Source organism: Streptomyces sp. NPDC002809 (genome assembly GCF_040295435.1).
Taxonomy (GTDB): Bacteria; Actinomycetota; Actinomycetes; order Streptomycetales; family Streptomycetaceae; genus Streptomyces.
The window spans coordinates 37,508-49,879 of record NZ_JBEOVJ010000064.1 but is presented as its reverse complement, the minus strand read 5'-3'; the positions used below and the strand labels follow the sequence as shown (position 1 = coordinate 49,879).

Sequence of the window (12,372 nt, the reverse complement as noted above, 5' to 3'; positions counted from 1 at the left end):
TCTTCCTCTCGCCCCACCACCTTCCCCCCGCCCCCCCCCCCCCCCTCACCCTCTAACCTTCATCCCCGGTGGCCGCGCCCCCACCGCCCCGCGCCCACGGTCGCACACATGTGGGTACCGAACGGGGCGCCGGGACAGGCGCCCCGTTCGGCAGAACCGCTCGCGCCTGCCCGGAGCCGACTCCCGGGCAGGCGCGCTTCATGACTCCGGCCAATGTATTCCGGACAGAGTTGCGCTTCCCTCACCAGAATCTAGACGACCGTACTAGACTAGCGTCTATCGCAGCATCGGGCAGCTGCCCTCATGAGCCGATGCGCGAGGCAGACCCGGTCGGCGCCCGCAGACGGACCGATCCGACAGACATCCCACCCCCCGCCCCGCGCACACGGTCACGCCTCCTCCTCATGGTTGGCCGTCACCAGCCGGCTATCGACAACGGAGGCCAGAGTGCCGGTACGACCAGAGCACGGCGTCACCTCACGCGTCACCGAGGACGGGTACCTCGAATTCCTCACCACGGCGGACGGCACCAGCTACCGGTGCAGCCCCGTCGCCGCAGCCATGTGGATCGCTTTGCGCCAGCACAACGGCCAACTCGTCCCGGCGGCCGAGATGCTGGCCGAGCTCTGGTGTACGGACCCGGAGAACACCCGTACCGATATGGACATCTGGGTGAGCGAACTACGGGACGCCGGCCTGGTCCGCGACGAGCCCTGAGCGGGCGGCGGCACCACACCTGCCGGGGCGGCGCGACACCCACCGGGCCGGCGCGGCATCCGCCCGGACGGCGGCGCGGCACCCGCCCCCGTCCGGGCACCCGGTCACCCCTCGATCTCCATCAGACAGCCGGGCCCGAACCCACGGCAGCGCCCTGGTGCAGCACCAGAATGGCCCGCATCGCCTCGGCCAGGTCGCGCCCGGAGGGCGCGGTCTCCGGCGAGAACAGCCAGAGCGACATCACCCCGTTGAGCAACGCGGCGTAGAACCGGCCGAGGGTGACCGCCATCTGCTCGTCGACCTCGCTCTCGTCCACGCCGTGGAAGAGCGCCACGAGCGCCGACCAGCCGAACGGCTGCGCCTTGGAGAGCCCCTGCCGCATCTGCGGCAGGTTCTCCGCATGCACGGCGACCTCCACGCTCAGCGCCCACAGGGGTTTGCGCTCAGGGAAGATCTCGACGATGCGGTTCCAGACCATCTCGAAGCGCTCGATCGTGGACTCCGCGGATTCGAGGTCGGCCCCGATCGCGGTGTCCGGCCCGAACTCGTCCGCCCACTCCTGCATCGCCTGGACGTAGGCCTGCACCAACAGCGCGTCCTTGGAACCGTAGTGGTAGCCGATGGACGCCAGAGCGGTGCCGGATGCCGCCACGATGTCCCGCGCGCTCGTACGGGCGAACCCCTTCTCCAGCAGACAGCGCTTCGCGCCTTCCAGGAGATCTTCACGGTGACCCACAGCACCACCCTTGACTCGAAGCTGTCGGGGCATCTTAGACCGACCGAACTCCGGTGGAACTGCGAAGTGTTGACCTGGCCGCCGAACACAACGGCGCCTCGCCGAGCGTGCAACTTGTGGCCACTAGAGGATACGCCGAGCGTGCGCCACACTCATAGGCGTGTAGCGTACGCACACGCGTTCCATATACGCCACACGTGTTCCATCAGGGCATTTCCCAATGCTCGGGACAAGACAATCTGCAGCGTGGGCCTCGGGGGACAGAGTGGAATTTGCCGAAAGAGAGCCAGAAGTCCAGATACTGCGCACCGCGCTCGGTGAGAGCCGGGGCGGCGCAGCCCGCATCGTCCTCATCGAGGGCGCTGCCGGATGCGGCAAGAGTGAGCTCGTCGACACTCTCGCCGAATGGACCGAAGCGGGCGACGACCTGTCCTTGCGGGCGTTCGGCTCACCGACCGAACGGGAGCTGCCGCTCGGCCTGATGCGACAGCTGACCGGAGACGCACCGGCCGGCGCGCTCCCCGAGGTCTCCACAGCACCGGACGGCCAGCCGCAGGTCAGCGCGATGCGGGAGTTCCAGGCGGCGCTGGAGCGGCTGAGCGCCGCCACGCCCCTCGTCATCTCCGTCGACGACGTGCACCACGCGGACAGCGCCTCCCTGCGCTACCTCCAGCACATCGTCCGGCACTGCCGCTCCACCAGGATGCTGCTCGTACTCACGACTCCCCTGCACCAGGACGGCCAGGACGCCTCCTTCGGTACGGAGTTGCTCCGCAGCCGCAACGTGCGGCGCATCCGGCTGCGGAGGCTGAGCCCCGAGGGATGCCGGCGCGTCGCGGCCGGCTCCCACGGCCCCACACCTCGCGAGGCGCTCTCGGGTGAGCTGCACGCGATCAGCGGGGGCAACCCCTTGCTGCTGCGCGCCCTCCTGGAGGAGTACCGCTCCGCCCCGGCCGGCACGGACAGCTTCCTGCCCGAGCAGGGCGGGCTGTTCGGGCAGGCGGTCCTGACCTGTCTGCGGCACAACGGACCGCACATGCTGGACCTCGGGGCGGCGCTCGCGGTGCTGGGCGACGCCTACACGCCGGAACGGGCCGGCAGGCTCCTGGGCGTCCCGGCGTTCGCCGCCGCACAGTCGGTCGCCTCGCTCTCCGCTTCCGGGATTCTCGACGGTCACCGCTTCCCGCACCCGCACACCGAACGGGCGATCCTGGATCAGGTGCCGGCCGACCGACTGGCCGGTCTGCATCTGCGCACCGCCGAACTCCTGCATCTGGAAGGCGAATCCGTAACCGATGTCGCCAGGCATCTGCTCGCCGCCACCCACATGGGGGGCTCGCTCAACGCCGCCCCCTGGGCCGTGGACGTGCTGCGGGAGGCCGCCGAGGACCTGCTGACGCGCAGCGACCCCGCCCGAGCCACGGAAGCACTCGAGCTCGCCCACGAACTGAGCCTCGACGAGCAGCAGCGGGCCGACATCAAGACCCGGCTCGCGGCCGTCACCTGGCGGGTCAATCCGGGACGCGCGGAGAAGCACCTGTCCGCCCCGCTCGCGGTGCTCCGCTCCGGCCGACTGGCCGTGGAGCGTCTGGCACCGCTGGCCGGACTCCTCACCTCGCAGGGCCGCATCGCCGAGGCCGCCGAGGTGATGTCCATGATCCTCAGGGAGACCGTGGCGGGCGGCGCGGGCGGCCACGAGGGATCCGGACACGGACCCCGCCCGGACGAGATGCCGAGTGCGCCCGTCATGCGGATCGAGAATCCGCGGGGCCCGGGCGAGGGAAGGCCCTCGCCCGGCACCGAGGAGAGCGCGGAGGCCACGGTCGCCGAACGCTTCCTGCGCACGACCGTCCTCACCGACGAGACGCTGGAACCGGTCATGCGCGCCCTGCGGTCCCTCTCCTACTTCGGTCACCCCGAACGGGCCGCCGCCTGCTGCCGCGAGCTGATCGCCGAGGCCGAGCGGCAGAACGCCCCCGCGTGGCAGGCCCTGTTCTCCTCGGCGCTCGCGGCGGTGCTTCTGCGCCTGAGTGATCTGCACGCCGCCGAGGAGTACGCGCGCCGGGCGCTGGACTGCCTGCCCGAGCAGAGCAGCAGCGCGTTCATCGGGAGTCCGACGGCCACACTGATCCGGGCGCGCACCCTCATGGGCGACCACGCGACGGTGGCCCGCCAGCTCCACCAGCCCGTGGCGGACACGCTGTTCAAGAGCACCCACGGCCTGTCCTACCTGCGCGCCCGTGGCCTCTACCTCATGGCGACGCACCAACTCCACGCGGCGCTCGGCGACTTCCTGGAAGCGGGCCGGCTCGCCAAGAGCTGGGGCGTGGACCGGCCGGCGATTCTGCCCTGGCGCACGGACGCGGCCGACGTACTGTTCCGGCTCGGCGAGACGCAGCGGGCCAAGGCGCTCGTGGAGCAGCAGTTCGCCGATCCGGACGCGCGCAGGCCTTGGGTACGCGGTATCAGCTTGCGTCTACGCGCGGTGACTTCGGATCCGCGCCAGCAACTGGCCCTGCTCAATCAGTCGGTCGAGGAGCTGAGCCGTTCCGGCGACCGGGTGGAGCTGGCCCGTTCACTCGTCGCGCTGGGCCGTTCCCTGCGGGCGGTCTCCGAGCCCGCCCGTGCGGACGCGGTGCTCCGCAGGGCCTGGAACCTGGCCCGCGAGTGCGGTGCCGAGTCGCTGTGCGAGGAGATCTCCCCCGAGCTCGGCCCGGAGGACCGGATGCACCGGCGCAGCGCACCGGAGGAGTGCCGCTCCGAACTCGACACCAAGCTGAGCGACTCCGAGCGCCGGGTGGCCACCCTCGCGGCAAGCGGTTACACCAACCGCGAGGTCTCCCTGAAGCTGCACATCACCGTCAGCACCGTGGAGCAGCACCTCACGCGCGTCTACCGCAAGCTCAACATCACACGTCGGCAGGACCTTCCGGTGGACCTCCACCTCACGGTCTCCACAGCCGAAGCGGTCTGATCCGCCGCCGCGCTCCCCGCTGCGGCAGCTCCTGCCCCGCCCCGGACCCGCGCGGCTGCTGATGCCCGGGCCCGGGGACGGCGGGGCGACGTCACGGACGTTCTCGGAACGCCGGACCATGAGGCGCGGCCCCGCCCCACCCCACCCCGGCCCGGCCCGGCCGCGATCGCGCTGCGGGCCGAAGCGAGCGCACCGAAGCGAGCGCACGGGAATGCCGGGAAACCCTCTTCCCTTCATGCGGCATGCCCAAACGGTGTCACACTCTGAACACAAGTAAAGGGACAGTAAATGAAATGCATTAATTGAGTAAATACTGTTGGGTAAGCAACCCCCTCGGTTACGCTCGTGCCGACCAATCCTGCTCCGAATACTCTTGAGTAAATTCCGGACCAGGAGATTCCGCCCTGACTCAGCACCACCGAAACGACCCCGCCCGAGCCTCCTCGCGTTAATTTTTGCCAACCCTTCCGACGCTTTCCGTATCCCCTCCCGCCACTGCACGGACTTACCCTCGGATCACTCGTGAGCGAATTCACGCTCCATTTCTCTTCACGAAATCCAGATGCCCTAGAGTTGATGCCCAATGACCTGCGGGCAAAAGGGGGAGCAGCGAATGCCGGCAGCCAGAGGGTCCCGCTCGGTCGGGGAATGCACGCCACTGGACCACAGCGCATCGACGCAGGGATTCAGCGGGGAAGCGACCCGGTTCGAGCACGAGGACGTCGCCGAGAGCCTGAGCCTGAGTCCCGAGCAGTCGATCGGCGCGGAGCGGGTGCTGCGCCTCCTGGGCCTGATCCGGCCGGACGCCGCCGAGGACGAGCGCGTCGCCCCGGTGGACGCGGAGGAGACCGGGGCACAGCTGGCACGGGCGCTCGGAGCGCGGCTGCGCGACCGTCGCACGGGCCGCCCCCGTGACCACGAGGAGGGCCGGCCGGACCCGGCGGGGCCGCTCTCCATGGCCCCGCCACCGGCGGACGGTTCCGCCGGCATCACGGCCCTGCATACGCTGATCAGCCACATGAGCGCCCGCTGCCAGGAGGAACTCCTCCTGGTCCTGCCCAGCGGCGCTCGCCCCTGCCGGGACTTTCCGGCTGCCCGGACCATCGCCCTGGACCTGCTCGACCGCGGAGTGCGGGCCCGGCTGATCTACCAGCACGCCATACGCGGCGACCTGGTGACCCGGGCCCTGGTGCGGGAGCTGACCCAGCACGGGGCGGAGGTCAGGACCAGCGCCGAGCTGATCGATCCGCTCGTCGCCTTCGACCGTGAAGCGCTCGTTCTGCCCCACTCCCCGGGCTCGTCCCGGGGAGTGGGCATGACGACGGCGGCCGCGGTGCGGGACCCGGCGATGGTCGCGTTCGCCTGCGCCGCTTTCGAGAACCTTTGGAACACGTCAAGCCCGCTCATTCCCGACGCAAAGGATACTCCGCACACCATCGATGCCCTCAAGAAGTCGATAGTGCGCCTTATGGCGATGGGGCACAAAGACGAAATGGTGGCTCGACGGCTCGGCATATCGGTCCGCACATGCCGCCGGCATATTGCGGAAATCATGGATGCCCAGGGAGCGATCAGCCGCTTTCAAGCAGGTGTTCACCTGACCCGGGCGGGCCTCGTCGACGACCCCTTTCCACCGCTCCGGACTTCCGGGACAAGGAAAGAGTCCGACCTGTCGGATAACTGCGGGGGAACGGACGGTGCCACATCTTCGGCATACATGCCCGGAACATCACCCACGTAACGAACCGGACCGTCGCACACGTATCGAATACGGGCCGAAATATCGCTTCACATCACTCCTCGGCCGCCGCTCCCCGTGAACGGCGGCGGCTCCCGGGACCACACCGTGATCCCGGGAGCCGCCGCCGTTCACGCGCCCGCAGACACTCACGCGGGCCCGCAGACACGCACGGGCCCGGTGACCAACGGCATCTGTCCGTCGGCACCGGGCCCGTGCATGTCCGTGCGTGTCGTGCGTGTCCGTCCGTGCTGCAAGCCTTAAGCGGTCCACTCCGACCAGCTCATGTTCCAGCCGTTGAGGCCGTTGTCCGGCTGGATCGTGTCGTCGTGGGAGTTCTTGACGATCACGACGTCACCGATCAGCGAGCTGTTGAAGAACGAGGCCGCCGGGGTGCTCGGGTCACCGGCGCCACGCGCGTCCTGCAGACCGACGCAGCCGTGGCTGGTGTTGGTGGTGCCGAAGATGCCCGAGCCGCCCCAGTAGTTGCCGTGGATGAAGGTGCCCGACGTGGACAGGCGCATCGCGTGCGGCACGTCCTTGATGTCGTACTCACCGCCGAAGCCGACGGTGTCTCCGTTCATCCGGGTCACCCGGAGCTTCTCGCTGATGACCATCTGGCCGTTGTACGTGGTGGTGGCCGGGGCACCCGCCGAGACCGGGATGTCCTTGATCTGCCGGCCGTCCCGGACCACCTTCATCCGGTGCGAGTCCGCGTCGACGGTGCTGACCTGCCGGCGTCCGATGGTGAACGACACCGTCTTGGCCTGCTTGCCGTAGACCCCCGGGCGTCCCTCGACGCCGTCGAGGTCGAGCTTCACGGTCACCTTGGTGCCCGCGGCCCAGTAGTCCTCGGGACGGAAGTCCAGACGGTCGTTGCCGAACCAGTGGCCCTCGATCTCCACGGCGGGCTCGGCCTTCACCTCGATGGCCTTCTCGACGGCCTCCGGGTCGGTGATGCCCCGGGTGAAGTGGATCGAGACCGGCATACCGACGCCGACCGTGGAACCGTCCTCCGGGGTGTACTGCCCGATGAAGGTGTTCTGCGGGACCAGCGTGGTGAAGGTGGTGTCCTTCGCCGACTCACGGCCCTTCGCGTCCTTGGCGACCGCATGGACCTTGTACTTGGTCGCCGAGGCCAGGTGCCGGTCCGGCTCCCAGCTCGCACCGTCCGCCGCGATCTTCCCCGCGACCTCGGCCCCCTTGGGATCGGAGACCTTGACCGTGGCCAGCTTCCCCTGCTCGGCCGAGATCTTCAGTGCCCCGCTCGTGGCGACGGAATCGGACCCGTCCTTCGGCACGATGTTCACGACGGCCTGCGAGGCGGTGGTGTCCCCCGTCCCCGCCCCGTCCGCCTTGCCGCCCTTGCCCCCGCCGTCGGTGTCTCCCCCACCGCACGCCGTCACCAGCAACAGCAGCGCACCCAGCACCAGAGCCGGCAGGCCGGTGGCACCACGCCCCCGCCGCCTGCCGTTCGCCCCGGCCGATGCCCCCGATATCGGCTGCCCGTTCAATGTGGTCGTCTCCCCTCACACGGCCTGGCCCAGCCAAGGCCCCGGGGGCCCGCAGGCCCCCACCCCCGCACGCTGCACATGCGCGCTCATCGAAAGATAATCACACCACCCGTAGGCGGATCGCCCCACTATTGTCACCGTTCCGTCCCAACTCGGCGCAGCAGTTCGCCTGGTCGCGGGCGGTTCGGCCGCCATGGAGCCGGTACGTCGGACGGCGCGGCCGGGAGGGGCCGCGCCGTCGATGAGGAACCGGGGTCGAACGCCCGCGTGTCAGCGGAGTGCGGAACCCGCCTTCCACTGCTTCCAGTCCATGTTCCAGCCTCCCAGGCCGTTGTCCGGAGCGACCTGCTTGTCCTTGGAGTTGACGACCTCGACGACGTCGCCGATCAGTGTCCGGTCGAAGAACCAGCCGGCCGGAGCGGAGCTGCTGCCGCCCTGCACGTCGCGCAGTCCGATGCACCCGTGGCTGACGTTCGTCGAACCGAAGATGTCCTCGTCGGACCAGTAGTTGCCGTGCAGGAAGGTGCCGGACTCGGTGAGCCTGATGGCGTGCGGGACATCCTTGATGTCGTACTCGCCGCCGAAGCCGACGGTCCGCCCGTCCATCCGCGTCACCTCGTGCATCTCACTGACCACCATCTTGCCGTTGTACGTGGTCGTCGTCGGCGAGCCCGCGGTGATGGGGACGGTCGAGACGAGCTGCCCGTCCCGGCGCACCTCCATCGTGTGCGCGGCCGAGTCCACCCGGGACACCTGCTCCCGGCCGACCGTGAAACGAATCGTCTTGCGCTGGCTGCCGTACACGCCCGGCGCGCCCTCCACATCGCGCAGCCCCACCTCGACGGTCACCTCGGTGCCCGGCTGCCAGTAGGAGGCGGGGCGGAAGTCGAGGCGGTCGTCGCCGAACCAGTGCCCCGCCACCTCGACCGCCGGATCGGAGGTCACGCGGATGGCCCGCTGCACGGCCGCCCGACGGGTGACAGGACGGTTGAACTTGAAGGAGACGATCATGCCGGTGCCGACCGTCGACCGGTTCTCCGGCTTGAAGTACCCGATGAAGCGGTGCTCGGGGACCGCCGTGGTGAACGTGGTGTGCCGGGCCGAGCGGTGCCCCGCCCCGTCCGACGCCACCGCGTCGACGCTGTACTTGGCGGCGAGCCCGAGCCGGCCTGCCACCCCCTGCGGGGACCAGGACAGCCCGTCCTCGGCGATCAGGCCCCGTACTTCCTGCTTCTGCGCGTCCTCGATCCGGGTCACCTCGACGCTCTCCAGCCGTCCGTCCGGGACCTTCACCTCGACCCGGCCGTCCGGCGCGACGTCCTCGGCCCCGTCCCGCGGAGTGATCCGGATGGCCTCCTGCGGCGAGCGGGATTTCCCGCCGATGATCGAATCCGTACCCGAGCAGCCGGTCAGAACGGCCAGTACGGCCAGTACGGCGAGCAGTCCCGACCGGGCCGTCACGGCCGCCGGGCTCGCCCCTGTCTTCTTCGCTACGTGGTTCACGTCCCCCCCAACGACGCGGGCGGTCCGGGGGAAACGTGAGTGCGGGCCCCGTCGTGGGCAGAACAAAGGGGACGACCACACTCGGGGAGCCGCGGCCGGGACGCCGCGCGCCGCCCTTTCGGTGCCGGTCCCCACGAGCCGCGGGAGGCGAGCAGGTGTCGAGCGCAGCCGAGCAGGAGGCAGTGCCGAGGACGGACACGGGACCGGATTCGGGACCGGCCGGGGCGGCGGTGGAGCGGGAGCCCGCCGCCGGATCCGGGCGGACCGCCGAGCCGGCCCAGCGGCCGCCCGCCGTGTGGCCGGGGGCGCCGACACCCCTGGGCGCCCGCTTCCGGGTGGGCCCCGACGGGGTCGCGGGCACCAACTTCGCCCTCTGGGCGGGCGGGGCGGAGGCCGTCGAGCTCTGCCTCTTCGACGAGGACGGCACCGAGACCCGGCTCGCCCTGACCGAGCTGACCCACGAGATCTGGCACGGCTTCGTGCCAGGTGTGCGGCCGGGCCGGCGCTACGGCTACCGGGTGCACGGACGCTGGGACCCGTGGACGGGCGCCCGGTGGAACGCGGCGAAGCTGCTCCTCGATCCGTACGCCCGGGCGGTGGACGGCGATTTCACCCTTCCGGCGGAGGTGTACGGCCATGTGAGGGACTGGCCCCAGCAGCATGTCGCCGACACCGTGCGCGACGAACGGGACTCGGCTCCGTACGTCCCCAAAGGGGTGGTCGTCCATGACGACGACGACTGGGCCGAGGACCGCCGGCCCAAGACACCGTGGGCGGACTCCGTCATCTACGAACTGCACGTCCGCGGCTTCACCGCCCGCCACCCGGGTGTCCCCGAGGAGCTGCGCGGCACCTACGCCGGACTCGCGCACCCCGCGGCCATCGGCCATCTGAAGCGCCTCGGAGTGACGGCCGTGGAGCTGCTGCCGGTGCATCAGTTCGCCCACGAGGACCATCTGCTGCGGCGTGGGCTGCGCAACTACTGGGGTTACAACTCCATCGGCTACTTCGCCCCGCACGCCGGATACTCCGCGAGCGGCACGGCGGGCGGGCAGGTCGGCGAGTTCAAGCGGATGGTGCGCGCCCTGCACGACGCGGGCATCGAGGTGATCCTCGACGTCGTCTACAACCACACGGCCGAGGCCGGTGAGCTCGGCCCGATGCTGTCGCTGCGCGGCATCGACAACCGCGGCTACTACCGCCTCCAGTCCGACGCCCGCCGATACGCGGACTACACGGGGTGCGGCAACACCCTGCACGTGGTGCAGCCGAACGTGCTGCGGCTGATCACGGACTCGCTGCGGTACTGGGTGACGGAGATGGGTGTCGACGGATTCCGCTTCGACCTGGCGGCGGCGCTCGCCCGGTCGATGCACGACGTCGACATGCTGTCCCCGTTCCTCGCGGTGATCGCCCAGGACCCGGTGCTGCGCCGGGTGAAACTGATCGCCGAGCCGTGGGACGTCGGCAACGGCGGCTACCAGGTGGGGGCCTTCCCGCCGCTGTGGACCGAGTGGAACGACCGGTACCGGGACGCCGTACGGGACTTCTGGCGCGGTGCCCTGCCCGACGTACGCGATCTCGGCTACCGGCTGACCGGATCGAGCGACCTGTACGCGTGGGGCGGCCGCCGGCCGTACGCCTCGGTCAACTTCGTCACCGCACACGACGGCTTCACCCTGCGCGACCTGGTGAGTTACGAGCAGAAGCACAACGAGGCCAACGGCGAGGGCAACCGGGACGGGACCTCCGACAACCGTTCCTGGAACTGCGGCGCCGAGGGCGAGAGCGACGACGACGGTGTCAACGCGCTGCGCCGCCGCCAGTTGCGCAACCTCCTCGCCACGCTGCTGCTGTCGACCGGGGTGCCGATGCTCGTCGCGGGCGACGAGATGGGCCGCACCCAGGGCGGCAACAACAACGCCTACTGCCAGGACAACGAGATCGGCTGGGTGGACTGGTCACTGCTGGAGCAGCCGCAGTGGCGGGAGCTGACCGAGCTGACGGCCCGGGTGCTCACGCTGCGCCACACCCATCCGGTGTTGCGCCGCCGGGCGTTCTTCTCCGGTCGGGCGCAGGCACCGGACGGGCTGCGGGACCTGGCGTGGTTCACCCGGCAGGGCGCGGAGATGACGGAGGGGGACTGGTACGCACCGGCCGCGACGGTCGGGCTCTACCTCTCCGGCCGCGACATCCCGGGCCGCGACGCCCGGGGCGAGCAGGTGACCGACGACAGCTTCCTCGCCGTCCTGCACGCCGGTCACCGCCCGGCGGAGTTCCTGCTGCCGGGACCGCCTTGGGCCGACGCGTACGAACTGGTCCTGGACACCTCGCGGGAGGACCAGTCCGCCGCACCGGGCACGCTCCACCGGGGCGGCGCGCTCATGACGGTGCCGGCGAGGTCGGTGCTGCTGCTGCGGGTGACGGGGTGAGACAGCGGGTCAGCGGTTCAGCCGGTCAGCGGTTCAGCCGGTCAGCCGGTCAGCCGGTCAGCCGGTCAGCCGGTCAGCCGGTCAGCCGAGGATGCCGCGTTCGTAGGCGACGGCGACCGCCGCGGCGCGGTCCTTGGCACCCAGCTTGGCGAAGACATGGGTGAGATGGGTCTTCACGGTCGCCTCGCTGATGAACAGTTCGGCGGCGATCTCCCGGTTCGTCGTCCCCTTGGCGACGAGTCCGAGCACCTCGCGCTCGCGCGCGGACAGCGACTCGTGGCCGGGCGCGGCCGGGGTGCGCACCCGTGAGATCAGCCGGGACGCCACGGCCGGCGACAGGACCGTGCGGCCGTCGGCGGCGGCACGGACGGCGGCGAAGAGCTCGTCGCGCGGCGCGTCCTTGAGCAGATAGCCGGTCGCGCCCGCCTCGATCGCGGGCAGGGTGTCGGATTCGGTGTCGTACGTGGTGAGGACCAGGATCCTGGAGCGGGCGCCGCGCCGGGTCAGTTCGGATATCGCCGCGACACCGCCGCCGCCCGGCATCCGCAGGTCCATGAGGACGACATCGGGGTCGAGCCGGACGGCCATGTCGACGCCCTCGACGCCGTCGGCCGCTTCACCGAGCACCCGGAAACCGGCGGCCGACTCGAACATGCCGCGCAGTCCGTCCCGCACGACGGGGTGGTCGTCGACGACGATCAGTGTGATGACGCGTGCGGGTTCCCGGTCCATGGCGGTCCACCGTACTGTGCGGGCGC

General features: G+C 70.3%; 8 protein-coding genes. 4 read left to right on the top strand and 4 right to left on the bottom strand.

Annotation, left to right across the window (positions count from 1 at the left end; genetic code table 11):
• Positions 1–447 precede the first annotated feature (447 nt).
• Entirely contained in the window at positions 448–717 is a 270-nt protein-coding gene (locus ABT025_RS29170; protein WP_351000804.1) for a PqqD family protein, read from the top strand.
• A gap of 121 nt (positions 718–838) precedes the next feature.
• On the opposite strand, the gene ABT025_RS29165 is transcribed toward ABT025_RS29170, so the two are convergent.
• Entirely contained in the window at positions 839–1,453 is a 615-nt protein-coding gene (locus tag ABT025_RS29165; protein ID WP_351000801.1) for a TetR/AcrR family transcriptional regulator, read from the bottom strand.
• Positions 1,454–1,718: 265 nt separating this feature from the next.
• On the opposite strand from ABT025_RS29165, the gene ABT025_RS29160 reads away from it, so the two are divergent.
• Both ABT025_RS29160 and ABT025_RS29155 read left to right on the top strand, forming a co-directional pair.
• Positions 1,719–4,427, top strand: a complete 2,709-nt coding sequence (locus tag ABT025_RS29160) for an AAA family ATPase (RefSeq protein WP_351000798.1) — start codon at positions 1,719–1,721, stop codon at positions 4,425–4,427.
• Positions 4,428–5,040: 613 nt separating this feature from the next.
• The gene (locus ABT025_RS29155) at positions 5,041–6,168 is read left to right on the top strand and encodes a hypothetical protein (protein ID WP_351000795.1); all 1,128 of its coding nucleotides are present in this window, start codon (positions 5,041–5,043) and stop codon (positions 6,166–6,168) included.
• A gap of 257 nt (positions 6,169–6,425) precedes the next feature.
• Here the strand turns inward: ABT025_RS29155 and ABT025_RS29150 are convergent, their stop codons facing one another.
• A complete protein-coding gene (locus ABT025_RS29150; protein WP_351000792.1) occupies positions 6,426–7,679 on the bottom strand; it encodes a L,D-transpeptidase in 1,254 nt (417 codons plus the stop codon).
• Positions 7,680–7,949: 270 nt separating this feature from the next.
• Entirely contained in the window at positions 7,950–9,182 is a 1,233-nt protein-coding gene (locus ABT025_RS29145; RefSeq protein WP_351000789.1) for a L,D-transpeptidase, read from the bottom strand.
• Positions 9,183–9,337: 155 nt separating this feature from the next.
• Between ABT025_RS29145 and glgX the strand changes: the two genes are divergently transcribed.
• Complete coding sequence (gene glgX / locus ABT025_RS29140; protein ID WP_351000786.1) at positions 9,338–11,614, top strand: glycogen debranching protein GlgX; 2,277 nt, start codon at positions 9,338–9,340, stop codon at positions 11,612–11,614.
• 81 nt (positions 11,615–11,695) lie between these two features.
• Here glgX and ABT025_RS29135 read toward each other — a convergent pair whose 3' ends face one another.
• Positions 11,696–12,346, bottom strand: coding sequence for a response regulator (locus ABT025_RS29135; protein WP_351000783.1), 651 nt, complete (start codon positions 12,344–12,346; stop codon positions 11,696–11,698).
• Between the last annotated feature and the right edge of the window lie 26 nt (positions 12,347–12,372).

What these genes read in the sequence shown, in the direction of transcription:
- ABT025_RS29155 (WP_351000795.1), top strand. Translation starts at nt 5,041, where the DNA reads ATGCCGGCAGCCAGAGGGTCCCGCTCGGTCGGGGAATGCACGCCACTG.
- ABT025_RS29135 (WP_351000783.1), bottom strand. Translation starts at nt 12,346, where the DNA reads ATGGACCGGGAACCCGCACGCGTCATCACACTGATCGTCGTCGACGAC.